Here is a 26,246-nt window from a genome sequence, read left to right as displayed (position 1 = left end):
CCACCATATAACGAACTCTCTTTCCGGTAATCAGCTTCAGTTCTCGGCCGGGCGGGCGCTACGGGACGTCGTGGCCGGGGTGGTCGAGGCCGGACGCGAGCTGGCCGATGGCCGTGTCGATCTGCCGCGCGAGCAGAGCCGTGTCCGGCGGCCGGGCGGAGGCCGCGGTCTGCCGGAGCCACTGGTCCAGGACGACGCGGAGCGCCGTCAACGCGGCGGACGCGCACAGGAGGGGATAACCGGTGTCGCCGGGCCGTCCGGGGGCGGGGTGGCCGATGTGCTCGGCGATCGCCTCGGCCAGGGCCTGCTCCTGCGCGGCCAGTACGGCCAGCTGCTGGGGCACCAGCGTGGGCGCCGCCCGTACGAGCTGCAAGGCCCGGACGTGGTCGCGGCCGGCGGCGTCGCTCTCGTTCATGACGGCCAGCACGGCCTCGCGGAACGCCCGCAGGACCGGCTCGGTGCGCGGCCGGGCCCTGAACCGGGCGATGAGCTCCTGGGCGGCGGCGGCCAGCGAGGCCACGACCGCCTCCTCCTTGCTGGAGAAGTAGTTGAAGAAGGTGCGCAACGCGATGTCGGCCTCGTCGGCGATCTGCTCGACGGTCACGTTCGCGACGCCGTGGCGCAGGGAGAGCCGGAGCGCCGCCTCGCGGAGGGCGGCGCGGGTGGCCTGCTTCTTGCGTTCGCGGCGGCCGACGGCCGGCGAGGCGGGCTCCCCGCCGCCCGATGCGAGCTGAACCACCCCGGCCTCCTTCACCACGGTCCCCATTATGGGGTCCGGCCCGGTCAGGACCAGGTGACGGGCAGGGAGTGCACGCCGAAGATCAGCATCTCGTTGCGCACCGGCACCTGCTCGGCCGGTACGGCCAGCCGCAGACCGGGCAGCCGCGTGATCAGCTCCTTGAGCCCGATGCGCATCTCGACCCGGGCGAGCTGCTGGCCCAGGCACTGGTGCACGCCGTGCCCGAAGGCCAGGTGCGGGACGCGGGCGCGGTCGACGTCGAACCGGTCGGCGTCGGGCCAGTGGCGGGGGTCGCGGTTGACCTCCGGCGTGGCGATCACGACCGTCGAACCGGCCGGGAGGTCGGCGCCGCCCAGCGTGACGGGCTCGGTCGTGACCCGGCTGACGCCGAGCTGGATGATGCTCAGGAAGCGCAGCAGCTCCTCGACCGCGTTGTCGACGAGGGAGGGGTCCTCCCGCAGGGCGGCGAGCTGGTCGGGGTGCTCCAGCAGGGCGAACGCGCCCAGGCCCAGCATGTTGGCGGTGGTCTCGTGGCCGGCGCCGAGCAGGACGAGGGCGACGTCCACGAGCTGGGCGTCGGTCAGCGGCGGGTCGGCCTCGTGGACGAGCCCCGACAGCAGGTCGTCGGCCGGTTCGGCACGCTTGGCGGCCACCAGGCGCTGCATGAACGCGTAGAGCTCGGCGCCCGCGACGGCCCGCTCCTCGGCGGTGGAGTTGGCGTTCAGCCCTACGGAGGTGCGTTCCTGGAACTCGGCGCGGTCGGCGTAGTCGACGCCGAGCAGCTCGCAGATGACCAGGGAGGGCAGCGGCAGCGCGAACGCCGGCACGAGGTCGGCCCGCGGGCCGGCCGCCCGCATCGCCTCGATGTGCTCGACCGCGATCTCGGTGACCCGCGACTCCAGCTCCCGCATGCGACGGACGGTGAACTGGCCGGTCAGCAGCCGGCGGATGCGCGTGTGCTCGGGCGGGTCCATGAACACGAAGAAGCCGTCCTCGCGGCTCTCGACCGGCGGGCCCGGCTGGAGGGTGCCGGCCGCCTGCTCGGCCACCTCGTGCGGCTGCAACGACGTGGCCTCGCGGTGGCGGACCCGGTCGGCGCTGAAGCGGGCGTCCGACAGGACGGTGCGGGCCTCGTCGAAGCCGGTGACCAGCCACGCCTGGGCGCCGTTGAGCAGCCGCACCGGCTGGACCGGGTCCTGGCCGCGCCGCTCCCGCAGGCCCGGCGGCGGGTCGAACGGGCAGCGGCCGCGCTCGACCAGGTCGGCGGGCAGGATGCGACGCATCGCCGTGGGGCCGGCGCCCGGGGAGTCGTCGGTCAGGCTGGTGTCGCTCATCGGCACGTCCTGTTCTCTCGGATGCGGCCGTTCCACCCTACAAAGATGCACGACGCGCATCAATGCACGCCGTGCACGGCGACCTGGACGCGGGATCAAGGTGTGGACGCGGGCACACGGGGCAAAGGCACGCATCCAACAGAGACGACGGCCCGGGAGGACAGCGATGACCCGACAGCCCGCACGAGCACCGGTTGCGGGGACGGCGTGAGCGGTAAGGGTTCGCAGGAGGCCACCTACGCGGCGCTGGCCGCCAACCTGGGGATCGCCGTCACCAAGTTCGTGGCGTTCTTCTTCACCGGGTCGTCCTCGATGCTCGCCGAGGGCATCCATTCCTTCGCCGACTCCGGCAACCAGGGGTTGCTGCTGCTCGGCCAGTCCCGCGCCAAACGCGGGCCCACCCCGGACCACCCCTTCGGCTACGGGCGCGAGCGGTACTTCTACGCCTTCCTGGTCTCGGTGGTGCTGTTCTTCGGCGGCGGCATGTTCGCCCTGTACGAGGGCTACGAGAAGATCAGCGACCCGAAGCCCCTGGAGAGCTGGCCATGGGCGATCGGCGTGCTGGTGGGCGCGATCGTCATGGAAGGGCTGTCCCTGCGCACGGCGGTGCGCAACGCCGACCAGGCCCGCCGCGGCCGGTCGTGGACGCGTTACATCCGCGAGGCCAAGGCCCCCGAGCTGCCCGTGGTCCTGCTGGAGGACACCGCCGCGCTGACCGGGCTGGCCTTCGCCCTCATCGGGGTCACGCTCGCGCTGGTCACCGGCAACCCGGTCTACGACGGCATCGGCTCGATCGCCATCGGCGTGCTCCTGATCATCGTGGCCATCACGCTGGCCACCGAGACCAAGAGCATGATCATCGGTGAGTCGGCGTCCCCGGAGGTCCAGCGGGCCATCGAGGAGGCCCTGCGCGAGGACGACGCCGTCGCCTCCTTCACCCGCCTGCGCACCCTGCACCTGGGCCCGGAGGAGCTGCTGGTGGCCGCCCGCGTCACCGTCGCCGAGCAGGGGGACGCGGTGGCCGAGGCGCTGGCCGAGACCGAGCGGCGCATCCGCGAACGGGTCCCGATGTCCACGGTCGTCTACCTTCAGCCCGAGTCCTGACCCGCGGCCGTCCACCGCCGGACCCACGCGCGGCCGTAGTCGTTGCCGTGCGGCGTGCGCAGCACGGTGTGGACGTGGAACGGCTTCGGCGTGTCGTAGTCGAGGAAGACGCCGCAGTGGTGGTCGAGCTCGGCGACGATCACCGGTGACTGCAGCCGGTAGTAGAAGACGTCGCCGGGCGCGTGGCCGCCGATCCAGCAGAACCAGGTCTCCTCCAGGTGCGCGGCGATCTCCCGCAGCCGGGCGGCGCGCGGGCCGGGCGGGAGCAGGCCGGCGAACGACTCGGCGACGGCCAGCGCGTCCTCCCTCGCCGCCGCGGGCATGGCGGCGACCCGAATCCCTTCGTACGGGATCACGCGGTTGTCCTGGAACGCCCCGGCCAGGTGACGTTCGTCCCCGGGGTGCACGCGTCCCTCGGGCATCGCCGGATCGACCATGCGCTCGTACACGACGGCCTGCCGGCGCTGCTCCTCGGGCAGGGCGGCCATCAGCCGCAGGCCGAGGGCGACCCGGTCGGCGAACAGGTCGCGCAGGCCGGCGTGCGGACCGGCGTCGATCTCGTCCGGCTCGGCGCCGAGGAACACCGGCGACAGCGCCATGCGGCCCTCGACGACCAGGCAGTTCAGGGCGCAGTGGTGGCCGTAGAGCTGCCAGCCCCAAGGGGCCCGCAGGTCGGGGGTGCCGTAGAGGGCGAGGTTGTAGCTGAACTCGTTGAGCACGGTCTCCAGGCCGACGACCTCGCCGAGGAAGCCGTTGACCCGCATCACCGCGCGGACGAGCCGGTGGCCCTCGGGCGAGAGCGAGGCGCCCACCAGGGCCAGCGCCTTCTCCCTGACGACCGGCGGCCGCAGGTCCAGCCGCAGGCCGGTGTCGAACTGCATGAACTCGGGGTTGGCCCAGGTCTGCCACTCCACGGCGTCGACCTCGTACGAGAGGCGTTCGCGGCCCTCGTCGTCGAGGCAGGCCAGCAGGTCGCGGGCGGCCGACACCATGGCGGCGACCGGGGCCTCCTCGCCGGGCGCGGCCGGTGTCAACGGGTGCAGGCCGTCCCTCAAGGCGCCGTCCTCGGTGACGCCGCGGAAGTCGTTCCCGTACAGCGGGGTCCAGCCCTCGATCAGGCCGCCGGTGAACGTGCCCGGCGTCCTGGCCAGCTCGCGGTAGGCGTAGGGGTCGAGGCCGCGGACGCCGGCCAGCCGCGGGTGGTCGTGCGGGAACAGGTACTGGCGGTACTCGCCGGGCATGCGGGCCCCTTCGGTCTGTCTCAGGTGGTGGTGTTGTGCCGGGCGACGGCGGCCCGTACCGCGTTCTCGTCGCCCGCGGCGATCGCCTCGACCAGGTCGGCGTGGACCTGGTAGCGCTGCTCGCGGTAGCCGGCGCCGGCCGCGTCGTCGGGGCTCGGGAAGGTGGCGCCCAGATGGCCGAGGGTGCCGGTGTAGACGGCGCGGGCCATGGCGTTCGGGCTGATCGCGGCGATGCGTTCGTGCAGGGCCCAGTTGGCGCGGACGAAGGCGTCCCAGCCGGGCGCGGCGCGCAGCCGTCGCAGCAGGCGGCGCAGGTCGGCGACGTCCCGGCGGGTGCGATGGCGGGCGGCGCCGACGTCGATCAGCTCCTCCAGGTGGTCGCGCAGCTCGATGGCGTCGGCGACCGTGCCCGGCTCCTCCGCGACGCCCAGCAGGGTGTGCCGCAGCCGCACCACCGGACCGGGGTCGGCGACGAACAGCCCGCCGCCGCGCCCCGGCCGGATCTCCAGCACGCCCCGGTCGCGCAGCAGCCGGACGGCCTCGCTGACCGTGGCGTAGCCGAGGCCCGTCTCCGCGCGCAGCGACTCCAGCGTGCCGACCGGCTCACCGGGCGTCAGCCCGCGCGACCTGATCCGGTCGTCGAGCGCGGCGGCCAAGCGCTCGGCCCGCGTGAGCGCGCCCTGTCCGGGGGCGGACGCCGGTTGTCCGGGAGAGGAGAGGTAGGGCATAGTCCGGATCCAACCACAAAACCTGCGAACCTTTGGAAGGTTTTCGCGGCCTTGAGGAGATGAACGATGAGGATCGTCGGGATCCGCCGGAACGCCACAGAAGGGGCCGTTCAAAGGGGCGACGGGGTCGAGGTGGGCGCGTTGTCGGACGACGGCGCCGAGGTCGCCGTGCTGGCCCCGCTGGAGCGGTTCTGGGCCGGCGCGGCCGGGTTCCTGTCCGGCGAGCCGGCCGGTGAGCGGGTCCCGGCCTCGTCGGTCACCTTCGTGCCGCCGGTGCTGCCGCAGGCCCGGGTGATCTGCGTCGGTCTGAACTACCTCAGGCACGTCGCCGAGGGCTCGTACGCCGGGGAGGGCGTGCCGCCGCACCCCACGCTGTTCGCCCGCTGGACGCGGTCGCTGACCGTGGACGGCGTCCCGGTCCCGGTGCCCTCCGGCGAGGACGGCCTGGACTGGGAGGGCGAGGTGGCCGCCTACGTCGCCGCGCCGCTGGTGGACGCGGACCCGGAGGAGGCGCTGGCCGCGGTCGCCGGCTACTCGGTCTTCAACGACCTGACCGCGCGCAGGGCGCAGAAGCTCACCAGCCAGTGGATCCTCGGCAAGAACGCCGACCGCTCCGGCCCGCTCGGTCCGCTGGTGCCCGCGTCCGAGGTCGGCGACCTGCGTGACGGGCTGCGGGTGCGGACCCGGGTGAACGGCGAGGTGGTCCAGGACGGGCGTACCGACGAGATGGTCTACGGCGTCGGCGACACCCTGGCCCTGATCTCGCGCACGTTCACGCTGCGGCCCGGCGACCTGCTGGCCACCGGCACGCCCGCAGGGGTCGGCTACGCGCGTACCCCGCCGTGGCTGCTGCGGCCCGGCGACGTCGTCGAGGTCGAGGCCGAACGCCTCGGCCGGGTGCGCAACCCGATCGTCGGGAACGACGCGCGGGCGCTGCCCGAGACGGAGGGGTGAACCCGGCCGCGATGGCCGACACTGGGGTGGTGGAGACACGACCTGTCCGGGGCGGGGCGGCACGGCCGGGGCACCGGCTGCGCTTCGGCCCGGCCGCCGAGGGCATCGAGCGGCTGGCGGCCTCGCTCGTCGGCGAGGCGTTCGCGCCCCACCGCCACGACACGTACGCGATCGGTGTCACGCTCGCCGGCGTGCAGACCTTCCGCTACCGCGGCGAGCTGCGGCGATGCCTGCCGGGGGAGTGGCACGTGCTGCACCCCGACGAGCCGCACGACGGCGCCGCGGGCACCGACGCGGGCTTCGGCTACCGGATCTTCTACGTCGACCCGTACCTGGTCCAGGAGGCGCTGGGCGGCCGGCCGCTGCCGTTCGTCGCCGACCCGGTCGTGCGGCCGGAGGGGATGTCGCCGGCCCTGCTGGCGTGGCTGCGGCACCTGGACGAGCCCCTGGAGGAACTGGCCCGGCTGGAGGTCGCGCTGCTGGTCGCGGCGGCGCTGGAGCGTCACGCCGACGTCCCCGCCCGGCGGCGGCGCGGCACCCTCGCGCTGGAGGCCCTGACGCGGGTGCGCGAGCTGATCGCCGCCGACCCCGCGACCCGGCACCCGGTGGCCGTGCTGGAACGCGTCTCGGGGCTCGACCGCTGGACGATCGCCCGCCAGTTCCGCGCCGCCTTCGGCACCAGCCCGACCCGGTTCAGGACGATGCGCCAGCTGGACCTGGCCCGGCGGGCGATGCGCGGCGGCCTGCCGCTGCCGGAGGCCGCGCTGCGGGCGGGCTTCGCCGACCAGAGCCACCTGACCCGCATGTTCAAGCGCGCCTACGGGCTCACACCCGGCGAGTGGACCGCCGCCCTCACCTGAGGCCCGTCGGTCCTGGCCTCGATCGCGCGCACGACGGCCGCCATGTCGAGCGTGCCGTGCCCGAGCGCCAGGGTCTCGGCGAACAGCTCGTGGCAGACGTCCAGCAGCGGCGAGGCCACGCCCGACGCCCGCGCCGCCTCGGCGATGAGCCGGTTGTTCTTCAGCACGTCGGCGACGGCGGCCTGGGCGGCGAAGTCGCCGTCCAGCAGCTTGCGGGCCTTCGACCGGGACACCTCGCTGGCCATCGGGCCCGAGTGCAGCACGTGGGCGAACGTCTCCAGGTCCAGGCCGTGCCGGGCGGCGAAGTGCGTGGCCTCGGCCAGGCCGCTGACCATGGTGATCAGGAAGATGTTCACCGCCAGCTTCATCAGCAGCCCGCCGGGGACCTGGCCGCACGCGATCACCTCGGAGCACATCGGGGCGAGCAGGGGGCGTACCTCCTCGACCGCCGCGGGCTCGCCGGCCGGCATCGCCACCAGCCGTCCGGCCTCGGCCGGGCCGCGCGAGCCCGACACGGGCGCCTCGACGTAGTCGCCGCCCGCCGCCCGCACCGCCGCGCCCAGGTCCGCCGAGTACGCCGGGGACGTCGTGCCCATGTGCACCACGACCCGCCCCGCGACCATGGACGCGAACCGCGGCGTGCCGCGTCCGAGCACCGCGTCCACGGCGGCCTCGTCGGCCAGCATGAGCAGCACGACCCGGGCCGCCTCGAACACCTCGGCCGGGCTCGCCGCGACCCGCGCGCCGGCCGCCCGCAACGGCTCGCACCCGGCCGCCGTACGGTTCCAGACCACGACCGGCGTGCCCGCCCGCACCAGGTTGAGCGCCATGGGCCGTCCCATGATGCCCAGTCCGATGAATCCCGCTCCGGCCATGCGCCCGACCTCCCGCTCCACGCGTGCCGCCGCCAACCGTTGTAGCCGGGCGGACGGGCCCCGGTCTTGAACGGTTGTGCGGCCCCGGCCGCCGTCAGGGCGTGGTGACGTCGAGGTCCTCGCTGGAGACGCCGAGCACGCCGTCGATGTCCAGCAGCTCGGCGACCAGCTCCCTGACCACCCCGGAGCCCTGGACGACGAGCCAGATCGAGACCGACCGCGGGTCCTTGCCCTCGTGCTCGCGTTCCATGGTGAGCTCGGCGATGACGAAGCCCATGTCGCTGCACAGGGAGAGCACCCGCCGGAGCGCGCCGTGGCGGTCGAGGTAGGTCAGGTGCAGGCGCGACTGGGCGTACTTCGAGCGCGGCAGCCGGGCGCTGAGCGGGGTGAAGGCGAACAGGACCAGGAAGTGGCCGGCGGTGACGGCGATCGCCAGCAGCCACAGGCCGGCTCCGGCGGCCATGCCGACCGCGCAGGTCAGCCAGACCACCGCGGCGGTGGTCAGGCCGCGCACCGCGTCCCGCCGGACGAAGATCAGGCCGCCGCCGATGAACCCGATGCCCGACACGATCTGCGCGGCCACCCGGGAGGGGTCGAGCGTGACGTGCTCGCCCAGGACGTCGGCGAAGCCGTACTTGGACACCAGCATGATCAGGGCCGAGGCGAAGCCGACCAGCGTGTGGGTGCGCAGGCCGGCGCTCTTCTGGCGGATCTCGCGTTCGAGCCCGATGGCGGCCGACAGCAGCAGGGCCAGGCCCAGTTCGCCCAGCTGGGTCCATCCTTGCCCGGCCAGCGCCGTGGCAGCGAGAACCGTCCCCATTTGCCCAGATGTCCCCGGGGCCCGCGGGATTCACACGTAGTTAGTTGTCTGACTCAGTTTCTGTGTTACGGTTCTTGTTAGTCAGGCAACTGACTAATGACTGAGGAGAGAATCGTGATCGTTGTCACCGGTGCCACCGGGAACGTCGGCCGTCCGCTGGTCCGCCTGCTCGCCGAGCGGGGCCACGAGGTGACCGCCGTGTCCCGCCGCATCACCCCGTCCGACGTGCCGGCCGGCGTGCGCGCGGTCGCCGCCGACCTGTCCGGCCCGTCCGCCGGCCTGCCTGCCGCGGCGGACGCGGTCTTCCTGCTCATCGGCGGCGACCTGATGATGACCGGGGACCCCGTCCGGGTGGTCGCGCCCTTCGCCGGGGCCGGCAGGATCGTCCTGCTCTCCTCCCAGGGAGTGGCCACCCGGCCCGACTCGCCGTCGCACGGCCTGGCCTTCGCCGCCTTCGAACGCGCCGTCATGGAGTCCGGCGCCGACTGGACGATCCTGCGCCCCGGCGGCCTGGCCTCCAACGCCTACGCCTGGGTCCCGTCCGTCCGGTCGGGCCGTGCGGTGGCCGCGCCCTTCGGAGAGGTCGGCCTGCCGATCGTCGACCCGGAGGACATCTCGGCCGTGGCCGCCGCCGTCCTCACCGAGCCGGGCCACGCCGGCGCGACGTACGAACTGACCGGGCCGGCCCTCACCACCCCGCGCGAGCGGGCCGCCGCCATCGCCGAGGCCGTCGGCGAGCCGATCGCCTTCGCCGAGCAGACCCGCGAGGAGGCCCGCGCCCAGATGGTCACGTTCATGCCCGCTCCCGTCGCCGACACCACGCTCGACATCCTCGGCACCCCGACCGTCCGGGAGCGGACCGTCAGCCCCGACGTCGAGAAGATCCTCGGCCGGGCCCCCGGCGACTTCGCGGGCTGGGCCAGGCGCAACGCCGCCGCCTTCCGGTGACAGCCGCGGGGGCGGGCGGCCCGCGCGTCGGCTCAGGCGCTCACGCCGAGATCCCCGGCCGTCACGGGAGCGCGCGGCGGACGGCCCGACACGTGCCGTTCGAGCTCGTCGAGTGCGCTGTCGCTGAGCCGCCGGGTCTCCGCGCCGAGCGAGCCCGCGACGTGCGGGGTGAGCATGACGTTGGGCAGGTCGTACAGCGGTGAGCCGGCCGGCAGCGGCTCGGGGTCGGTGACATCGAGGATGGCGTCGATCCGGCCGGCCGCGCACTCGCGTTCCAGCGCGGCGGTGTCCAGGACCGAGCCGCGCGCGGTGTTGATCACGGTCGCGCCGTCGCGCAGCAGGGCCAGCTCGGCGGCCCCGACGAGGTGACGGGTGGCGGGCAGCGCCGGGACGTGCAGCGTGAGCACGTCGCAGCGGGCCAGCAGTTCGGGCAACGCGACCAGGCGGGCGCCGGCCGCGCGCACCTCGTCCGCGTCCGCGTACGGGTCGGCGACCAGCACCTCCGCCGCCTCCAGGACGCGCAGCAGGTCCACGACCCGGCGGCCCACCCGGGAGAAGCCGACGACGCCGATCGTCCTGCCGCGGTTGGACAGCTCGCCGCGCCGGGCCAGGTAGGACCGGTCCTCGCGGTACCGGCGCGCGTCCTGGGCGAGGAACGGCGCCTTCTTCCCGGCGAAGACGATCGCGGCCAGGGTGAACTCGGCCACCGGGATCGCGTTCTCGTCCGCCGCCGTGGTGACGAGCAGACCGCGGCGCCAGACCGCGTCCGTGGCGAACCCGCGTACCGAGCCGGCGCAGTGGAAGATCGCGCGCAGCCGGGACGCGTCCGCCAGGCGCTCGGCGGTCAGCGGCGGGCAGCCCCACGACGTCACCAGCACCTCGGCCGCGTTCAGCGCCCGCCGCGCCGCGGGCGCGTCCAGGTCGGCGGTCCAGACGGGGTCGCCGACCTCGGCCAGTTCGCGCAGCCGCCGCAACTGCGGCTCGTGGAACTGCTCGGCGAAGGTGGCGGGGTCCATGACGAGCAGGGCACGCGGCCGTCGTACGTTCACCTGGGTCCTTCCGGCGGCGGCATCGCTCAGGACGTGAACCTGACCAGCTCCACCCGTGAGCGGATGCCGAGCTTGCTGAAGATGTCCCTGAGATGGTGCTCGACCGTGCGCCCGCCGAGGAAGAGCTGCTCGGCGACCGCCTTGCCGGCAGCGCCCTCGGCCACCATGCGGGCTCGCCCGGGCGGGGCGGGAGAAAGTGTGGCATTCCGGTGACAGCAAGCGCTTGGTGACCTACCTTGAGTCCTGACCGTCAAGGAGTGCCGATGCGCAATCAGGGGCTTGGGTCTTGGCCGGCACGCAGGGCGCGGATGACGCCCGCCCGGCCCGCGATCGGTTTCCAGGGAATCGACCGCACTTATGGCGAGCTGTACGACCGGGTCACCCGGCTGGCTCACGGGCTCGCGGCCCTCGACGTGGGCCGCGGCGACCGGATCGCCTACCTCGGGCCCAATCACCCGTCCCTGGTGGAGACGTTCTTCGCCGCGGGCCTGCTCGGCGCGGTGTTCGTCCCGCTCAACGCCCGGCTCGCCCCGCCCGAGCTGCGGTTCGTCCTGGACGACTCCGGCGCCCGGGTCGTCGTCCTCGGCGAGGGCCGCGACGGCGGCGGGCTGCCAGGACGGCACCTGAGCCAGGACGCCGTCGAGGAGCTGATCGCCGGCGCGCCCGCCGACCCCCTCGACGAGCCGGTGAGCCAGGACGACATCTGCCTGATCATGTACACCTCGGGCACCACGGGCCGCCCCAAGGGCGCGATGCTCACCCACGGCAACCTCATCTGGAACGCCGTGAACCTGCTGGTCGACGTGCCGCTCGCGCACGACGAGGTGACGCTGGTCAGCGCGCCGCTGTTCCACATCGCGGCCCTGGCGCAGACGCTCGTGCCGACCGTGCTCAAGGGCGGCAGGGCGCTGCTGGAGCCGTCGTTCGAGGTGGACAGGACGTTCGACCTGATCGAGTCCGAGCGGGTGACGGTGATGTTCGGGGTGCCGTCGATGTTCACGGCCCTCGCGCGGTCGCCGCGCTGGGCGGGCGCCGACCTGTCCGGAGTGCGGCACCTGCTGTGCGGGGGAGCGCCGGTGCCCGAGCCGCTGATCAGGACGTACCGGGCGCGCGGGCTGACGTTCCTCCAGGGGTACGGCATGACGGAGACCTCGCCCGGCGCGCTCTTCCTCGGGGAGGGGCACCCGGACGACAAGCTCGGCTCGGCCGGGGTGCCGTGCTTCTTCTCCGACGTGCGCCTGGTGGCCCCCGACGGCTCGCCCGCCGCCCCCGGCGAGCCCGGCGAGGTGTACGTGCAGGGCCCCAACGTCATGCCCGGCTACTGGCGGCGTCCGAAGGAGACCGCGAAGGTGCTGTCCGCCGACGGCTGGTTCAGGTCGGGCGACATCGGAGTGGCCGACGAGGACGGATACGTCCGCATCTCCGACCGGATCAGCGACATGTACGTCTCCGGCGGCGAGAACGTCTACCCGGCCGAGATCGAGAACCTGCTGTACGCCCATCCGGCGGTGGCCGAGTGCGCGGTGATCGGCGTACCGGACGAGAAGTGGGGCGAGACCGGCAAAGCGCTGGTCGTGCTGCGACCGGGAGCGAGCGCGGAGCCCGACGACCTGCTCGCCCACCTGGACGGCCGCCTGGCCCGCTTCAAGATCCCGAAATATCTGGAGTTCGTCCCCGAGCTGCCGAGGAACGGCGCCGGCAAGGTGCTCAAGGCGTCCCTCAGCAGGCTGTACGGGGAGCAGGGCGGCTGACCCGGGCGGGATCAGCCGATCGCGGGCAGGCGCAGGTCGGCGAAGACGCCGCGGTGGTCGGTGCCGGGCACGTCGAGGAGCTCCGTACGGGCCACGCCCACCCGCCGGTCGGCCAGCACGTGGTCGATCGCGATGATCGGCGGTATCGCCCGGCCGCTGGGCCAGGTCGGGACGAGCCCCTTGCCCACCTGGTCGGCCGCGTCGACGTAACCGCGGGCCAGCAGGTCGCGGAAGGCGCGGTGGTCGAGGGTGGCGTTGAAGTCGCCGGCCAGGACCCTGATCACCGACGGCGACGGGGACGGCAGCGCCCTGAGCGAGGCGTTCCACCGCTCCACCATCGGGCCGAGCGGCGCGTCGGGATGCACCGCCACGACCTCGACCTTGACGCCCCCGGGCAGGGACAGCGTGGCGGCCGGCATGTTGTGGCCGATCGGGGTGAACAGGCCCCGCAACGACCTGAGCGGGCGCTTGGCGAACAGGCCGCTGCCGATCGCGCCGTCCGCGGCCTGGAGCACCCGGTAGGGGAGCAGCTTGCGCAGCCCGGCCTGGTCGAGCCGCCGGACCGCGTCCGGCGTCAGCTCCAGCGCGCTGAACACCTCGATCTCGTACGTGCTCACCAGGCGCACCACGGCCTCGGCGTCGGCCCGGCCGAACAGGTTGACCGACAACACCCGCAGCGGGACGCCGTCGGTCACCTTGCCCGCCTCCACCCCGGACGCCCTCGGGATCAGGCACGCGACCAGCACCACGCCCACGAGCGCCGCGCACAGCCCCGCCGGACGGTTGCGCCTGAGCACCGACAGCAGCGCGGTCAGGGCGGCCAGCCCCGCGCCGATCGGCGTCACCGTCATGAGCTGGGTCAGGAAGGAGCCGGTCTCCAGGCCGCCGACCCGCAGCGCCGCCCAGGCCGCCAGCAGCGCGACCACCGTCCAGGCGAACCAGCGCCTGCGTCGCCGGGGGGCCGGACGCTCGTCGGCGGATGCGCGTTCGGCCGTCGCGCTCGCTCCCCGTTGATCCACAGCATGAACCCTAAGGCAGCGGCGGAGGAGGCGAACCGGGGTCAGCCCGCCGACTCGGCCCCGGCCTTGACGGCGAGGAGCTGCCTGCGCATCGTGACGAAGTCCCCGACGTCCGTCATCGCGACGTGGGCGGCGCCGCGTACGGTGGGCTCGCCGCGCGTCCGGAGCCGGTAGATCAGCCGGGTGCCGCCGCCGGTGTCGCGGAGCGCGACGGAGCAGGTCGTGGTGGCGTCCGCGCCGCGGTCGGCCAGCACCAGGCTGTGGGGCACCTCGGCCCGTTCGACGACGAAGCCGCCGCCGATGACGTCGCCCGGCTTGAGGTCCCGGAGGGGCCGGTCGGGTTCGGCGGCCGCTCCGGGACGCGTGCCGGGACGCGGGTAGCCGCCGAGCCGGACCACCCAGGCCCAGACTGCGGCGGGCGGGGCGTCCACGGTGACGGCGCGGGTGGCCTGGAGCTGGGGGAGCGGCACGATGTCGTCACCCGGCAGGTCCTCGTGCACCTCGCTGTCGGTGGCGCCCCAGCGCAGATGCCAGGGGCGTACGGCGAGCAGGTACCCGGCCGCCGCACCTGCGGCCAGCCGTACCAGACGTCGTGGCAGGAACATCGCAACACTCCTTCGTACGCTCGGAATTTCGGCTATATGTGTGAATTATGGGCCAATATGGCTAGATCTGATCGGCTTTCCAAAATGTCAGATCGTAGGTCCCCGCTATCGGTCGCCATGCCTGGACGAATTGCTCCTTCGCCGTCTGCGCGTCCGCCGATCTGCTGAGACCCCGCCGGTAATTCCGGTCGCCGGAGACCGGGCCGGTGCAGCCCCCCGCCAGATGGCGCCGGGCCCAGGACAGGAAGGCGGTGTCGGCGTCGTAGGAGGCGTCGAGCGCGGTGATGAGCGCCTGCTTCAGCGCCGCGCCCTCGGGCAGGGCCGTCACCTCCAGCGTCCGGGCGGCGGCGAGCTGGTCGCGGCGGCTCGCGGTGATCTCCTCGATCGTGGTCACGGCGGCCCGGTGGCAGCCGGTCGCGTCGGCGATCGCCGCCGACAGGCTGGAACGGGTCGAGCTGCTGCTGGACAGGAGCTCGTCCACCTGCCCGGCCTGGCCGGCCGCCGTCCCGGCCCCGTCCGTGGTCGGGTCGCCGCTCGGCGTCGGGTCCCCGGTCGCGGCCGGGTCTCCGGTGGCGGTGGCGTCCCCGGTCGCGGGGTCCTCGCTCGCCGGGTCCCCTGCCGTCGCGGCCGACGTCTGCGGCTGCCCGGCCGGCGGCCCGCCGTCCGGGCTCCGGCCCGCCTCGGCCGGTGCGGACGGCCCGCTCCCGGCCACCCACCACACCAGGGCCGTCGTCGCACAGGCCGCCGCCACGCTGACCAGCACCACCGGTCGCCGCCACCCCGGCGGACGCAGCCGTGAGGGCGGCGGCGGATGGTCGTCCCCGGGCGCCCTCGGCGAAGCCCCGCCGAGCGGCCCGCCCTGGATCGGACGCCCGCCCGACCCGACGCCCCTGACGTCCGCGGGGCCGACGGGCGGCGAGCCGGTGCCGGTGTCAGGGGTGGTGGTCGGGGTGGGGGAGGGGGTGGGAGGGGGGACGGGGAGGAGGGCGCCGCAGCGGGGGCATTGGGCCAGGGCGCCGGTGTCGCTGCCGCATCGCCCGCACCGCCCTCCCACGCCTGAATGGTGGACCAATATACCCTCCCGTAATGTTCCGTAAAGGGATGAATTTCGATTTATCGGGCTTTTGTTCTGAGCTTCACTTCTGGTGAACGAGACTATTTGATAACAACGAGCCCCCCAAAGCACTCGCCCCTCATAAGCTCGGCCAGGTCCACCGACGAAGGAGGGTCATGGCCGTCGGCAGCTCCGGTGCCACCGGCTCGACGCGGGACACGGCGGCCCACCCGGGCGTGCCCCGCATGAGCAACGTCACCCGCTACCTCAGCGCCGCCGCCTACCTGGACAGCGGGTTCCGCGACCGGGTGCTGGCGGAGCTGATGTTCGATCCCTACCGCGCGGTCCCCCCGTCCTACGGCGGCTTCGACCTCATCCCGGTGATCCACCACTGCCGCCGCTCGCGCTCGATGCTCGTCGTCCGCGACGCCCTCATCACGGTGTTCTTCCTCATCGGGTTCATGATCTCCCCGATGAACACGATCGCGTGGGTGGCGGTGCTCGTCCCGCTGGTGCTGCTCACCTCGGCGCGGGTCCGGCGCGGCTCGGCGGTGCTGCGGGCCATGCTCTGGTTCTGGGCCGCGAGCATGGCCCTGGTCACGCTGTTCGCGGTGTTCTTCACCGGCCTGTACACGATCCTGCTGGGGTTCTCCGGGTCCTCGTTCTACGACGACCGCCCCTCCTACGACCTCGCCGACGTCCTGGGCCAGAACGCGGGGCCGCTGGCGCTGGCGATGTCCGTGCCCCTCACCACGCTCGGGGTGGCGCTGGTCTACCGGATCGCGACGTACATGACCCTGGCCGGCACGCTGCGGCCGGGCGCGCCCGAGCCGGTCACCGGCGCGGCCGGCCCCCGCGCCGCCCATCGCATCGACTACGTGCGCAGCGCCCAGTGGGGCAACGTCACCATGTACGCCAACGAAGACGCCTTCATGGGCGCCGGGTCCATCGCCCGGAGCTGGTCGATCGCCGTCGAGCTCGACCGCGTACGCGGCCGCGAGGGCCCGCCGCGCCGCCAGGACGACCCGGTCGACCTCGACCCCGTCGAGCTGCACGCCTTCGTCCGCGAGCGGCTCAAGGACATGCGCGACCGCGTGCTGCGTCCCAACGAGGGCATCCAGCGCCTCGACATCGGCGACCACGTCGTCACCCGGGGGATCTTCACCGTGGCCGACTGGCACCAGGGCGGCGCCCCGGTTTCCCATCCGCTGATCGGCAAGAACGGCCTGCCCAGGTCCCACGCCACGCCCGAGGAGATCGAGGCCGTCGTCCGCCATCCGCAGGGCGGCGTGCGCTACTACCAGCGCGTCACGATCAACAACGCCGGGCAGGAGATCCGCGACCGCAACGGCCGGCTCGTCGCGCCCGCCGAGGACCAGGAGGCGCTGACCTCGGCGTTCATCTACCTGGCCGTCGAGGGCCGGATGCTCTACACCCAGTTCGTGGTCACCGTGCTGCCGCCCGCCTACGGCCCGTACCACGTGGTCGACCGGCTGCCCACGATGACCGGCGGCCGCATCGCCTGGGAGGCGGTCCGGTCGCTGAAGCTGCGGCTGCTGCGCGACGTGCTCGCCGCCCCCGCGCGCCTGGTCCGTACGGGCACGCAGGCCGTCCGGCAGAACATGATGGCGCCCGACCCGCGCAAGCACATCGTCTACCCCTACGGCGCCCGCTTCAGCGTCCGCGAGCTGGGCGCGAGCGACGACCTGCAGACCCACATCCAGGTGCTCGACGTATCCAAGTACGTGCGGATGATCGAGCAGCGGCTCACCGAGGCGGTCCTCGACTTCCTGGAGGACCGGGGCGTGGAGACCGGCGCCTACCGTCTGCAGGCGGCGAGCGTGACCATGAACACGCTGTCGGTCAGCGGCGGCGCCACGGTCAGCGGCCCGGTCGCCTTCGGGCACCAGGCCGCCGCGACGGTCAACAACCTGGGAGGGCAGAGCGCGTGACGAACGAGGAGACCCCCATGCCCGGCTCGTACGGCGTGCACATCAGCGGCGGCGAGGTCAGCGGCCCGATCGCGGTGGGCCCGCACTCCCGCGCCACGGTCAACAACCTGGGCGGCACGTCCCCCGGCGAGGCTGCCCGGCTCCTCGACCTGCTGGAGCGGCTGCTCACCGAGCACGAGGCGGCCGTGACCGAGCCCGCGCGGGCCCGCCGGGACGTCGCCGACGTGCGGCAGGAGATCGAGCAGGCCGACCCCGACCGCTCCCGCGTCATGGACGCGCTCAAGCGGCTGTCGGCCCGCGCGGCCGAGGTGTCGGTGATCGTGGAGGTCGTCGGCCAGATCCGCGAGCTGTTCACCTGACCCGGGCGGGGGGCCGTGGTCGGGGGGAGGCCGTGCCCCCGGCAGAGGCCGTGTTCCCGGCGGAGGCCGTGGTCAGCGGAAGACCGCGACCGCGGCCTCGCCGAGCATGTCGTCGATCAGCTCCACGACCGCCGCGACGACGGGGGAGTGCTCGCGCGCGATCTCCCGCAGCCGTTCGATGAGCCGGGCAGAAGGCTGGTCGAGGTAGAGCTCGGCCTCCAGCCGCAGCGCCCCCACCAGCCCGCACAGCGCCGCGCCGCGCCCGTCGGGCTGCTTCCAGCCCTCCACGGCCGAACGCACCCCGGCCGAGGCGCGCACCACCGAGGCGATGTCGGCCAGCTGGTGACGCGTGTACGGCAACATGCCCATGCGGCGCCTGGTCACGATGACGAGCACGCCCGAGGCGACCAGGCTCTGCCGGGTGCGGTCGTAGGCGTCCTCGGCCAGCTTCTTGATCCAGAACTTGGCCTCCCGCTCGGCCCGGTCGCGGGCCAGCATCGGGACGAGTGAGTCCACCGCGGCGTCGCCGACCGGGGTGGGGTCGGTGACGGCGATCCGGCCCTGCTCGACCGTGACGCGCTCGCTCAGCGCCAGGTCGAGCAGCATCGCCCCGGCCAGCCCGAGCGCCATCGAGTGCTGGTGCACCAGGGGCTTGCCGGACTGGTCGTGGCCGATGAGGAACAGCTCCTGGTGGAGCGGTGGCCGCGTCATGGCGATCGGATGCCGGTCAGGCCGGCCTTCTCGCCGTCGTCCAGCGTCGGACGGCGGCCCCGGGCGTACAGGACGCCGAGGACGACGAAGCCGACGGCGAGCCAGATCAGCCCGACCCGCTGGGCCAGGATGTTGGCGTTGATGATCACGAAGATCAGGATCGCCATGCCGACCAGCGGCATCACCAGGTGCGACCAGAAGTCGGACGAACGCCCGCGGATCCGGTAGTGGACGATCACCGACAGGTGCAGCACCACGAACGCGATCAGGCCGCCCATGTTCACCAGGCTGCTCAGCAGCGTGACGCCGGCGCCGCCCTCCAGCTGCGCCGCCCACACGCCGATGCCGACGGACAGGACCGAGACGAACAGGATGGCGTTGGCCGGCACCGAGTGCTTGATCGACACCTTGGCGAGGAAGGCCGGCAGTTGCCGGTCGCGGGCCATGGCGTACAGCAGGCGGGAGACGGCGACCTGGGCCACCAGCGTGTCGGCCAGGCCCCAGGAGATCGCGGTGGCGGTCGAGGTGACGTGCCGCAGCCACTCGCCGCCCGCCGAGGCGGCGGCGTCGTAGAAGGCGCTCTCCGAGCCGGACGCCAGCAGGCCCGCCGGGTCGGGCACCAGCAGGGCCGCCACCCAGACCTGGACGACGAACAGCAGGCCGGCCAGGATCAGCGCGAGCCGCATGGCCCGGCTCACCTGGGCGGAACCGCCGGCGGACTCCTCGACGAGCATGCTGATGCCGTCGAAGCCGAGGAAGGACAGCACCGCGACGGAGACCGCGGCGAAGATCACCGGCCAGGAGAAGGTGTCCGGGTTGAACAGCGGAGAGAGGCTGAACCCGTGGCCCTCGCCCTGGAGCAGGGCCCAGATCCCGATGAGCACGAACAGGCCGAGCACGACCAGCTCGCAGGTGATCAGCACCTTGGTGAGGGTGATCGTCATCCGGATGCCGCGCAGGTTGATCAGCGTGTTGACGGCCACGAAGACGAGCAGCCAGCCCCAGACCGGCACCTCCGGCACGCTGTTGTTCATGGCGACCGAGGCGACGAGGTAGAGCAGGCTCGGCACCAGGAGGTAGTCGAGCAGGATCGCCCAGCCGGTCATGAACCCGACCGGCGGGGCGATGCCGCGGCCCGCGTAGTTGTAGACCGACCCCGACAGCGGGAAGGCCCGGACCATCTGCGTGTACGAGGCCGCGGTGAACAACATCGCGACCATGCCCACCAGGTACGCCAGCACGGGCATGCCGCCCGAGATCTTGTACACCGGGCCGAAGATCGCGAACGGCGCGATCGGCACCATGAAGATCAGGCCGTAGAACACGAGGTCGGTAAGCCCGACCCCGCGACGTAATTCCTGACGGTAGCCGAACTGCTCGACGTTCTCCTGAGGTTGCACGACAGCCTCTCCATGTCGTCATGCGCGCACGCGGGGGGTGACGGGCCTCGGTATACGCATGGGGTTACGGATACCGGTGGGGCTCGATCTGGCGATCCTTCCGTAGCTCACGGTCACGTCGCAAGGGTCTGCTCCAGGTGCTTGCGTACCTGACCTCGCCGAGGGCCCGTCCGCGCGGTCGCCGGCGCCGCCTCAGCAGGCGCCGACGTCCTTCCAGACCCCCCATTCGCCGGTGGTGCCGGGCTCCTGGCCCTGCGTCCACCACTTGGCCTCCCACGTGTGCGCCTTGTGCGAGACGCGCTGGCCGCCGTTGTAGACGGCCGTCGCGCTCCAGGCGGGCGCGGTGCAGGAGCCGCCGGTCGGGGTGACGGTCGGCGTCGGGCTCGGGCTGGGCGCGACGCCGCCGCGCGCCAGGTCCTGGAGCAGCCCGTACGTCCTGCCGCCGAAGGTCAGCGTGTAGTTCGCCTGGCCGGGGACGGGCAGGTAGTACACGTAGTCGAGGGTCACCGACGCCCCGGGGGCGAGCGTCTGCCACGTGGGCAGCTTCACCGACACCCGGTTGAAGTCGCCCTTGAGGCCGCCGACGTTGTTGCCGGTGTGCTCGCTGCTGATCACCCTCAGGCCGAAGCCGGACTGGTCCTTGGCGTTGTTCGGGGCCGAGGACGCGTAGTCCCACTGGAACTCCGCGCCGCCCGGGATGGTGGTCTGCGTCTTGTTGGTGATGACGAGCTTGGGGTTGATCGGGTAGTTGCTGTCGCCGGCGGGGAAGCCGGTGGCCTCGATCGTGACGTCCACCTTCTCGGCGGGGACGGCCACCTTGGCCTTGGCCGCGCCGTACGGGCTCGCCGTCCTGAGCTTGTCGTAGAGCAGGCCGGTCAGGGTCTGGCCCATGAAGTACTCGCCCTTGGCCGCGTCCCAGGCGTAGTCGCCGGCCAGCTCCCAGATCATCACGCCGCCGATGCCCTGGTTCTTGACGTAGTCGGCCTTGGCGCCGAGCGACTGGTCGTCCTCGGTGGACAGGAACACCTTCTTGGTGGCGTTCCACAGCCAGGGGGCGGTCAGGGTGGCGTTGTAGTTGCGGGTGTAGGTGCCGGTCAGCCTGTCCTCGGGGTCGCCGGCCGGGTCGAGGCCGTAGGCGGGGCCGTAGGAGCCGGCGATGCCCTTGGCCAGGTTCATGGCGTGCCACATGGGGTTGGAGCCGGCGCCGACCTCCTTGCCGTTCTCCTCGTCGTGCCACAGGTTGTCGATGCCGCGGGCGCCGTCGCCGCACGTCGTCAGGCCCTGCGGGCAGCTTCCGCTCTGGCCGTTGGAGGTGCCCCACAGGCCGTTCGTGCCGCCGTTGACGTTCTTCCAGCCGCGCGTGTAGTACGGCACGCCGATGTTGATCCGGCCGGCCGGCATCGCGCCGCGGAAGTAGTGGTAGGCCCAGTCGGTGTTGAGGTAGCCGAGGCCGCCGTACTGGGCGGTGGTGTAGACGCCCCACTTGGCCAGCTCGGCGTCCTTGCCGTCGTCGTACAGGGCGGCGTTGGGGCCGACGAACTCGTTCCAGGCGCCGTGCAGGTCGTACGACATGATGTTCACGTAGTCCAGGTACTGGGTGACCTGGAAGGTCTCCATGCCGCGCAGCAGGTAGCCGGAGGCGGGGGCGGCGACGGTCAGCATGTAGTACTTGCCGTCGGCGGCCGCCGCGGTGTCCAGCTTCTGGCGCAGCGTCCGCATCAGCGCCGCGTAGCCCTTCATCAGGTTCGGCCTGCGGGCGTTGGCGATGGTCCAGTCGAGCGGGTTCCCGGCGTCCTTCATCGAGGTCGGGTACTCGTAGTCGATGTCGACGCCGTTGAACCCGTACGCGCGGATGAAGGCGACGACCGAGTCGGCGAACGTGCCGATGCCGGCCTGGTTGACCGAGCCGTCGGCGTTGGTGGTCATGGAGTAGAAGCCGCCGGAGGGCACGCGGGCGCCGTTCGCGTCGAAGTAGCCGCCGGTCTCGGCCCAGCCGCCGACCGACACCAGCGTCTTGGTGTCGGGGAACTGCTTCTTGTACTTGTTGAGCAGGTTGAAATGCCCCTTGTAGGAGTAGGCGGGGTCCATCTCGGCGCCCGCGACGCCGGGCCACTCCGTCGCGGTGGCGTTGGCGTCCACAGCGATCTTGTTGGCGCCGTCGACGTGGGCGAAGGCGTAGTTGAGGTGGGTGACCTTGCCCCACGGGATGTTGTTGGCCAGGTAGGCGGGCTGGCCGTTCTTGCCGGTGCGCCAGCTGGTGAAGTAGCCGATGATGCGGCGGGGGTGGTCGGCCCCCATCTTCTCGCGGCCGTCCTCGTCGTAGGCCAGGCAGTAGGGGACGTCCACGCCGGGGGTCTGGTAGAGGCCGTCCGGGCGGCAGGCGGCGTTGTCGGCCGCGGCGGTGGCCGTACCGGCCAAGGCTCCGGCGATGAGCAGCAGTGAGGTGCCGCACGCGGCGAGCGCCGCGCGGGTGCGTAAGGGCTTCAAGGCCACCTCCGATGGGGCATGGCTGGGGGGTTGATCGGAACGTAAGCCGAGTGACCAGGACCGTCAATGCTCTCTGTTAGGAAACTTTCTTAATAGTTCACCTGAGGGCCGCCTGAGGTGCCGCTTGCCCGTATGCGACCAGGGGGAGTACGGTTCCTCCACCTCTCTGTTAAACGATTAACAGAACGGACGGCCGACGCATGTCCACTCCCCACTCCAGCCACAGCAGCCCTAGTTCACCATCGCCCAATTACCCGTCTTTCCTATAGGGAATGCTAGGTTATTCGACTAACATGAGATCGACAGCGCGACAGGTGGCCGAACTGGCGAACGTGTCCGTGGCGACCGTCTCCTACGTGCTCAGCGGCCGGGACCGTCCCGTCGCCGCCGCCACCAGGAAACGGGTGCTCGACGCGGCCAGGCAGCTCGGCTACACCCCCGACCAGGCGGCCAGGAGCCTGCGCAGACGGCGGACCCAGCGGGTCTGCCTGGTGCAGAGCTCGCCCGGCGGCGTGCCGTCGGAGGAGCGGCTGGCCAGGGACCTGCACGAGATGGCCGACGTGCACGGCTACTCCGTGATCACCCTGGCCGTCTACTCCCGGGCCCGCGCGAGGGCGGCCGCGGACGTGCTGCGCAGCGGCATCGCCGACGGCGCCCTGGTCAACGTCGCCGTCGACGAGCTCGTCCACGACCTGCTGGCCGAGCCGGCCGGACGGCCGCCGATGGTGGTGGTGCACGACGTGGACGTGCCCGAGGGCTGCGACGTCGTCCGCACCCCGGAGGCCGAGGCGTGCGCCGAAGCCGTCGAGCACCTCCTGGACCAGGGCAGACGCCGCATCGCGTTCATGGCCCAGCGCCACGAGCTCTACCGCGACCGTCCGGTCGGCCGGCTCCTGGGCTACACCACGGCCCTCGACCGGCACGGCGTCACCGACCGGATCATCGTCTCCGGTGCGGACGACCGCGTCTCGGCCTACCAGACCGCCGCCGAGCTGCTGGCCTCGCCCGGCCGTCCGGACGCGGTCTTCGCCGCCTCCGACCGGGCCGCGATCAGCGTCATCCGGGCCGCCAGGGACGCGGGCTTGCGCGTCCCCGGCGACCTGGCGGTGATCGGGGTCGGCAACGTCGGCGAAGGTCTCATCAGCAACCCGCAGCTCAGCACCGTCGGCCCGCTCAGGCACGACTACACCGACGTCGTGCGCCTGCTCTTCGACCGCCTCCAGGCCGAGGAGCCCCTGCCCGCCCGCGAGATCGTCCGGCCGTGGACGTTCCTGCGGCGGGGCTCTTCCTAGAAGGGAAATGCGAGATGTCCCCCACCCTCTCCCGCCGCGACCTGCTCCGCCTGGCCGGGGCGGCGGCCGCCGTGCCCGTCCTGTCCGCCTGCGCGGGAGCCCCGCCCGCGCAGAGCGCGGCGCCCGGCACGTTCACCGTCTACTGGAACGCCGGCCACGACTACCAGGCCTACCGCAAGGTGATCGCCGAGTTCGAGCAGGCCCACAAGGTCAAGGTCAACCTGCAGAAGTACCAGTGGCCCGACCTGCGCACCCGCCTGCTGGCCGACTTCGCCTCCGGGACCGGCCCCGACGTGGTGGAGGAGCCCGGCGGCTGGGTGCAGGAGTTCGCCATCTCCGGCAACGCCCGCTCGCTCCAGGACCACGTCGACCGCGACGGCGCCGCCATGGGCTTCCCCGCCGACTGGCGTCCGGCCACCGTCGAGCGCAACTCCTACCAGGGCAAGGTGTACGGCGTTCAGCTCCACCTGACCTGCAATACGCTCCTCTACAACAAGGCCATGCTCGACGACGCCGGCCTGGAGCCCCCGTCCACCTGGGACGAGTTCCTCGCCGCCGCCGTCAAGCTCACCAAGGACGGCGTCCACGGCGTCGCGCTCAACCAGGACTACGGCTACATCTGGCCCTGGCTGCTCCAGGCCGGCGTCACCCCCTACGACGCGAAGACCGGCCAGATCATGACCCCCTTCGCGGACGCGGTCGCCGCCATGCAGTTCCAGGCCGACCTGATCCACAAGCACAAGGTGGCCCCCGTCCCGGTCTCCAGCACCGACTACTCCGGCCCGCAGAAGCTGTTCTCGGCCAAGCGCGCCGCGATGATCCTCACCGGTCCCTGGGACCTGGACCCGATCAGGAAGACCAGCCCCGACATCGACCTCGGCGTCGCCCCGCCGCTGCGGAAGGCCCGGCAGGCCACCAACGCGGCGGGCGTCAGCCTGTTCGTGCCCGCCAAGGCGGCCAGGCCCGACCTGTCGTGGGACTTCATCAGGCGCGTCACCACCCTCCAGGCCGAGCAGGCGGCGACCGCGGAGGTCGGCATGCTCATGCCCCGCACCTCCTGGGCCGCCCTGCCCGAGGTCCAGTCGGACGCGGCCACCAAGGTCTTCGCCGACGCTCTGGCCTACGCCGAGGACCCCGGCAGGCAGGTCCGGCTCACCGGGCAGCTCGGCAAGTGGGAGGAGCAGCTCAAGATCATGTATCAGGAGGTGCTCATCCGGAATACGCCCGCCGAGGCGGCCCTGAAGAAGTTCACCCAGGCCGCGGAGGGCTTCCTCAAGTGATCCCGCGCCCCAGGACCCTGGCCGGCCGCTACGCCAGGACGGCCTACCTGTTCCTGACCCCCGCCATCCTGTTCTTCGCGGCCTTCTTCTACCTGCCGATCGGCAACGTCGTCGCCACCAGCCTGCGCACCGGACCGCAGGCCGACCGGTTCGCCGGCCTGGCCAACTACGGCCAGGCCCTGGCCGACCCGGCGGTGCGGCACTCGTTCCTGGTCACGGTGGCCTTCGCGGTGGCCGTGGTGGCCGGCTCGATCGTGATCGGGCTGGGCCTGGCGCTCGCCATCGACCAGCCGCTCAAGGGGCGGGTGGCCTTCCGCGTGCTGCTGCTGGTGCCGTACCTGACGTCCGTGGCCATCGTCGGGCTGCTGTGGCGCAACATCCTCGACCCCGAGCTGGGCGTGCTGAACCGGCTGCTCGGCGCGCTCGGCCTGCCCGGACAGCAGTGGCTCAACACCGCGCCGCTGCTCACCATCGCCGCGGTCACGCTGTGGCAGAGCGTCGGCTACACGATGGTGCTGTTCCTGGCGGGCTTGCAGGGCATCCCGGAGACCTACCACGAGGCCGCCAAGATGGACGGCGCCGACGCCTGGCGCCGGTTCTGGTCGATCACACTGCCGCTGCTCGCGCCGACCACGCTGTTCGTGTCGGTGATGGCGGTCATCTCGGGGCTGCAGGCGTTCGGCCAGGCGTACATCATCACCAACGGAGGGCCCGGCGACGCCACGGACCTGTCGGTGTTCCACATCTTCAACGTGGCCTTCCGCACCAGGGACTTCGGCTACTCCTCGGCCCAGTCGGTGTTGCTGCTGGCGGTCATCGTGGCGTTCACGCTGATCCAGCTCAGGGCCGGCCGGCGCGGGGAGGTCGTGTACTGATGCGCAGGCCGCTGCTCTACACCCTGCTCGGGCTGGCCTCGCTGGTCACCGTGCTGCCGCTGCTGTACATGGTGTCGCTGTCGCTGCAGACCGAGGCGGAGACCATGTCGGCCGAGGCGGTCCTGTGGCCCGCCGCGCCGCAGTGGGGCAACTACGCCGAGCTGTTCACCCGCGCGCCCTTCGGCGACTTCATCGTCAACAGCCTCGTCGTGGCGGGCGCCATCACGCTGGCGCACCTGGTGTTCGACCCGCTGGTCGGGTACGTGTTCGCCAAGTTCCGCTTCCCGCTGCGCAACACGCTGTTCGTGGCGTTGCTGGCCACGCTGATGGTGCCGTTCTTCGTGCGGATGATCCCGTTGTACGTGCTCATGGCCCAGCTCGGCTGGCTCGACACGTACCAGGGGCTGATCACGCCGTTCCTCATGGACGCGTTCGGCATCTTCCTCATGCGGCAGTTCATCCAGCCCATCCCCGACGACCTGATCAGCGCGGCCCGCATCGACGGCGCCTCGGAACTGGCCATCTACCGGCGGATCATCCTGCCGCAGGCCAGGCCGGCGATGGCCGTGCTCGGGCTGTTCACCTTCGTCTTCCAGTGGAACGAGTTCCTGTGGCCGCTGGTGGCCACGTCCACGCCGGAGATGCGGACCATCCCGGTCGGGCTCACCCTGTTCAACCAGGAGTACTTCACGCTGTGGCACCTGACGGCGGCCGGTTCGGTGATCCTCTTCGTGCCCACCGCCGTCCTGTTCGTCCTCACCCAGCGGTACTTCGTGCGCGGCATCGCGCTCACCGGCCTTCGATAGGAG

General features: G+C 72.3%; 25 protein-coding genes. 11 read left to right on the top strand and 14 right to left on the bottom strand.

Features of this window, described 5'->3' with window-relative positions; translation table 11 throughout:
- Window positions 1–58: 58 nt before the first annotated feature.
- Both ABZ815_RS04310 and ABZ815_RS04305 read right to left on the bottom strand, forming a co-directional pair.
- Window positions 59–739, bottom strand: a complete 681-nt coding sequence (locus ABZ815_RS04310; RefSeq protein ID WP_357693812.1) for a TetR/AcrR family transcriptional regulator — start codon at window positions 737–739, stop codon at window positions 59–61.
- Window positions 740–783: 44 nt separating this feature from the next.
- Window positions 784–2,073 carry a cytochrome P450 gene (locus ABZ815_RS04305; RefSeq protein WP_357693810.1) on the bottom strand — a complete coding sequence of 430 codons (1,290 nt, stop codon included), beginning with the start codon at window positions 2,071–2,073 and terminating at the stop codon, window positions 784–786.
- A 207-nt stretch (window positions 2,074–2,280) separates the two neighbouring features.
- On the opposite strand from ABZ815_RS04305, the gene ABZ815_RS04300 reads away from it, so the two are divergent.
- Entirely contained in the window at window positions 2,281–3,177 is an 897-nt protein-coding gene (locus ABZ815_RS04300; RefSeq protein ID WP_357693808.1) for a cation diffusion facilitator family transporter, read from the top strand.
- On the opposite strand, the gene ABZ815_RS04295 is transcribed toward ABZ815_RS04300, so the two are convergent.
- The gene (locus ABZ815_RS04295; protein WP_357693806.1) at window positions 3,162–4,418 is read right to left on the bottom strand and encodes a DUF3500 domain-containing protein; all 1,257 of its coding nucleotides are present in this window, start codon (window positions 4,416–4,418) and stop codon (window positions 3,162–3,164) included. The two genes, ABZ815_RS04300 and ABZ815_RS04295, sit on opposite strands and share 16 nt — an antisense overlap.
- Before the next feature lie 20 nt (window positions 4,419–4,438).
- Window positions 4,439–5,146, bottom strand: coding sequence for an FCD domain-containing protein (locus tag ABZ815_RS04290; RefSeq protein WP_357693804.1), 708 nt, complete (start codon window positions 5,144–5,146; stop codon window positions 4,439–4,441).
- Between the two features lie 66 nt (window positions 5,147–5,212).
- On the opposite strand from ABZ815_RS04290, the gene ABZ815_RS04285 reads away from it, so the two are divergent.
- Together ABZ815_RS04285 and ABZ815_RS04280 are read left to right on the top strand one after the other, a co-directional pair.
- Complete coding sequence (locus tag ABZ815_RS04285; protein WP_357693802.1) at window positions 5,213–6,100, top strand: fumarylacetoacetate hydrolase family protein; 888 nt, start codon at window positions 5,213–5,215, stop codon at window positions 6,098–6,100.
- Between the two features lie 29 nt (window positions 6,101–6,129).
- Window positions 6,130–6,960 carry an AraC family transcriptional regulator gene (locus ABZ815_RS04280; RefSeq protein ID WP_357693800.1) on the top strand — a complete coding sequence of 277 codons (831 nt, stop codon included), beginning with the start codon at window positions 6,130–6,132 and terminating at the stop codon, window positions 6,958–6,960.
- On the opposite strand, the gene ABZ815_RS04275 is transcribed toward ABZ815_RS04280, so the two are convergent.
- The gene (locus ABZ815_RS04275) at window positions 6,918–7,835 is read right to left on the bottom strand and encodes an NAD(P)-dependent oxidoreductase (RefSeq protein ID WP_357693798.1); all 918 of its coding nucleotides are present in this window, start codon (window positions 7,833–7,835) and stop codon (window positions 6,918–6,920) included. The genes ABZ815_RS04280 and ABZ815_RS04275 overlap by 43 nt on opposite strands.
- A gap of 94 nt (window positions 7,836–7,929) precedes the next feature.
- Window positions 7,930–8,655 carry an MgtC/SapB family protein gene (locus ABZ815_RS04270; protein ID WP_357693796.1) on the bottom strand — a complete coding sequence of 242 codons (726 nt, stop codon included), beginning with the start codon at window positions 8,653–8,655 and terminating at the stop codon, window positions 7,930–7,932.
- Between the two features lie 114 nt (window positions 8,656–8,769).
- On the opposite strand from ABZ815_RS04270, the gene ABZ815_RS04265 reads away from it, so the two are divergent.
- Window positions 8,770–9,603, top strand: a complete 834-nt coding sequence (locus ABZ815_RS04265; protein ID WP_357693794.1) for an NAD(P)H-binding protein — start codon at window positions 8,770–8,772, stop codon at window positions 9,601–9,603.
- A gap of 32 nt (window positions 9,604–9,635) precedes the next feature.
- Here the strand turns inward: ABZ815_RS04265 and ABZ815_RS04260 are convergent, their stop codons facing one another.
- A complete protein-coding gene (locus tag ABZ815_RS04260) occupies window positions 9,636–10,652 on the bottom strand; it encodes a hydroxyacid dehydrogenase (protein ID WP_357693792.1) in 1,017 nt (338 codons plus the stop codon).
- A 26-nt stretch (window positions 10,653–10,678) separates the two neighbouring features.
- Window positions 10,679–10,819 (bottom strand): helix-turn-helix transcriptional regulator, encoded by a 141-nt coding sequence (locus ABZ815_RS04255; RefSeq protein ID WP_357693790.1) that lies wholly within the window; start codon window positions 10,817–10,819, stop codon window positions 10,679–10,681.
- A 141-nt stretch (window positions 10,820–10,960) separates the two neighbouring features.
- Between ABZ815_RS04255 and ABZ815_RS04250 the strand changes: the two genes are divergently transcribed.
- The gene (locus ABZ815_RS04250) at window positions 10,961–12,403 is read left to right on the top strand and encodes a long-chain fatty acid--CoA ligase (protein ID WP_357693788.1); all 1,443 of its coding nucleotides are present in this window, start codon (window positions 10,961–10,963) and stop codon (window positions 12,401–12,403) included.
- An 11-nt stretch (window positions 12,404–12,414) separates the two neighbouring features.
- Here ABZ815_RS04250 and ABZ815_RS04245 read toward each other — a convergent pair whose 3' ends face one another.
- The 3 genes from ABZ815_RS04245 to ABZ815_RS04235 form a co-directional block, all read right to left on the bottom strand.
- Entirely contained in the window at window positions 12,415–13,422 is a 1,008-nt protein-coding gene (locus ABZ815_RS04245; RefSeq protein ID WP_357693786.1) for an endonuclease/exonuclease/phosphatase family protein, read from the bottom strand.
- Between the two features lie 41 nt (window positions 13,423–13,463).
- Window positions 13,464–14,027: a hypothetical protein gene (locus tag ABZ815_RS04240; protein ID WP_357693784.1), complete on the bottom strand. Its 564-nt coding sequence runs from the start codon at window positions 14,025–14,027 to the stop codon at window positions 13,464–13,466.
- A gap of 61 nt (window positions 14,028–14,088) precedes the next feature.
- Window positions 14,089–15,081, bottom strand: a complete 993-nt coding sequence (locus tag ABZ815_RS04235) for a hypothetical protein (RefSeq protein WP_357693782.1) — start codon at window positions 15,079–15,081, stop codon at window positions 14,089–14,091.
- Between the two features lie 176 nt (window positions 15,082–15,257).
- Here ABZ815_RS04235 and ABZ815_RS04230 point away from each other — a divergent pair, with 176 nt between their 5' ends.
- Both ABZ815_RS04230 and ABZ815_RS04225 read left to right on the top strand, forming a co-directional pair.
- Window positions 15,258–17,033, top strand: coding sequence for a hypothetical protein (locus tag ABZ815_RS04230; RefSeq protein ID WP_357693780.1), 1,776 nt, complete (start codon window positions 15,258–15,260; stop codon window positions 17,031–17,033).
- Window positions 17,030–17,392 carry a hypothetical protein gene (locus ABZ815_RS04225; RefSeq protein WP_357693778.1) on the top strand — a complete coding sequence of 121 codons (363 nt, stop codon included), beginning with the start codon at window positions 17,030–17,032 and terminating at the stop codon, window positions 17,390–17,392. Before ABZ815_RS04230 ends, ABZ815_RS04225 begins: the two co-directional genes overlap by 4 nt.
- A gap of 72 nt (window positions 17,393–17,464) precedes the next feature.
- Here the strand turns inward: ABZ815_RS04225 and ABZ815_RS04220 are convergent, their stop codons facing one another.
- The 3 genes from ABZ815_RS04220 to ABZ815_RS04210 form a co-directional block, all read right to left on the bottom strand.
- Window positions 17,465–18,103: a GPP34 family phosphoprotein gene (locus ABZ815_RS04220; RefSeq protein ID WP_357693776.1), complete on the bottom strand. Its 639-nt coding sequence runs from the start codon at window positions 18,101–18,103 to the stop codon at window positions 17,465–17,467.
- Entirely contained in the window at window positions 18,100–19,503 is a 1,404-nt protein-coding gene (locus tag ABZ815_RS04215) for an APC family permease (protein WP_357693774.1), read from the bottom strand. Before ABZ815_RS04215 ends, ABZ815_RS04220 begins: the two co-directional genes overlap by 4 nt.
- A gap of 192 nt (window positions 19,504–19,695) precedes the next feature.
- Complete coding sequence (locus ABZ815_RS04210) at window positions 19,696–21,990, bottom strand: glycosyl hydrolase family 18 protein (RefSeq protein WP_357693772.1); 2,295 nt, start codon at window positions 21,988–21,990, stop codon at window positions 19,696–19,698.
- Between the two features lie 293 nt (window positions 21,991–22,283).
- Here ABZ815_RS04210 and ABZ815_RS04205 point away from each other — a divergent pair, with 293 nt between their 5' ends.
- From ABZ815_RS04205 to ABZ815_RS04190, 4 genes are read left to right on the top strand one after another with little or no spacing between them, the layout of a single operon-like run.
- Window positions 22,284–23,282, top strand: coding sequence for a LacI family DNA-binding transcriptional regulator (locus tag ABZ815_RS04205; RefSeq protein ID WP_357693770.1), 999 nt, complete (start codon window positions 22,284–22,286; stop codon window positions 23,280–23,282).
- 14 nt (window positions 23,283–23,296) lie between these two features.
- Window positions 23,297–24,562 (top strand): sugar ABC transporter substrate-binding protein, encoded by a 1,266-nt coding sequence (locus ABZ815_RS04200; RefSeq protein ID WP_357693768.1) that lies wholly within the window; start codon window positions 23,297–23,299, stop codon window positions 24,560–24,562.
- On the top strand, window positions 24,559–25,437 hold the full coding sequence (locus ABZ815_RS04195) for a sugar ABC transporter permease (RefSeq protein ID WP_357693766.1): 879 nt from the start codon (window positions 24,559–24,561) through the stop codon (window positions 25,435–25,437). The genes ABZ815_RS04200 and ABZ815_RS04195 overlap by 4 nt, the downstream gene beginning before the upstream one ends.
- Window positions 25,437–26,243 (top strand): carbohydrate ABC transporter permease, encoded by an 807-nt coding sequence (locus ABZ815_RS04190; protein WP_357693764.1) that lies wholly within the window; start codon window positions 25,437–25,439, stop codon window positions 26,241–26,243. The genes ABZ815_RS04195 and ABZ815_RS04190 overlap by 1 nt, the downstream gene beginning before the upstream one ends.
- Window positions 26,244–26,246 lie beyond the last annotated feature (3 nt).

Source organism: Nonomuraea sp. NPDC047529, assembly GCF_040642995.1.
Lineage (GTDB): Bacteria > Actinomycetota > Actinomycetes > Streptosporangiales > Streptosporangiaceae > Nonomuraea.
This window is presented reverse-complemented; position numbering and strand designations above follow the sequence as displayed.

What these genes read in the sequence shown, in the direction of transcription:
- ABZ815_RS04190 (WP_357693764.1), top strand. Translation starts at nt 25,437, where the DNA reads ATGCGCAGGCCGCTGCTCTACACCCTGCTCGGGCTGGCCTCGCTGGTC.
- ABZ815_RS04305 (WP_357693810.1), bottom strand. Translation starts at nt 2,073, where the DNA reads ATGAGCGACACCAGCCTGACCGACGACTCCCCGGGCGCCGGCCCCACG.
- ABZ815_RS04230 (WP_357693780.1), top strand. Translation starts at nt 15,258, where the DNA reads ATGGCCGTCGGCAGCTCCGGTGCCACCGGCTCGACGCGGGACACGGCG.
- ABZ815_RS04285 (WP_357693802.1), top strand. Translation starts at nt 5,213, where the DNA reads ATGAGGATCGTCGGGATCCGCCGGAACGCCACAGAAGGGGCCGTTCAA.
- ABZ815_RS04290 (WP_357693804.1), bottom strand. Translation starts at nt 5,146, where the DNA reads ATGCCCTACCTCTCCTCTCCCGGACAACCGGCGTCCGCCCCCGGACAG.
- ABZ815_RS04205 (WP_357693770.1), top strand. Translation starts at nt 22,284, where the DNA reads ATGAGATCGACAGCGCGACAGGTGGCCGAACTGGCGAACGTGTCCGTG.
- ABZ815_RS04275 (WP_357693798.1), bottom strand. Translation starts at nt 7,835, where the DNA reads ATGGCCGGAGCGGGATTCATCGGACTGGGCATCATGGGACGGCCCATG.
- ABZ815_RS04270 (WP_357693796.1), bottom strand. Translation starts at nt 8,655, where the DNA reads ATGGGGACGGTTCTCGCTGCCACGGCGCTGGCCGGGCAAGGATGGACC.
- ABZ815_RS04220 (WP_357693776.1), bottom strand. Translation starts at nt 18,103, where the DNA reads ATGACGCGGCCACCGCTCCACCAGGAGCTGTTCCTCATCGGCCACGAC.
- ABZ815_RS04240 (WP_357693784.1), bottom strand. Translation starts at nt 14,027, where the DNA reads ATGTTCCTGCCACGACGTCTGGTACGGCTGGCCGCAGGTGCGGCGGCC.
- ABZ815_RS04200 (WP_357693768.1), top strand. Translation starts at nt 23,297, where the DNA reads ATGTCCCCCACCCTCTCCCGCCGCGACCTGCTCCGCCTGGCCGGGGCG.
- ABZ815_RS04295 (WP_357693806.1), bottom strand. Translation starts at nt 4,418, where the DNA reads ATGCCCGGCGAGTACCGCCAGTACCTGTTCCCGCACGACCACCCGCGG.
- ABZ815_RS04250 (WP_357693788.1), top strand. Translation starts at nt 10,961, where the DNA reads ATGACGCCCGCCCGGCCCGCGATCGGTTTCCAGGGAATCGACCGCACT.
- ABZ815_RS04255 (WP_357693790.1), bottom strand. Translation starts at nt 10,819, where the DNA reads ATGGTGGCCGAGGGCGCTGCCGGCAAGGCGGTCGCCGAGCAGCTCTTC.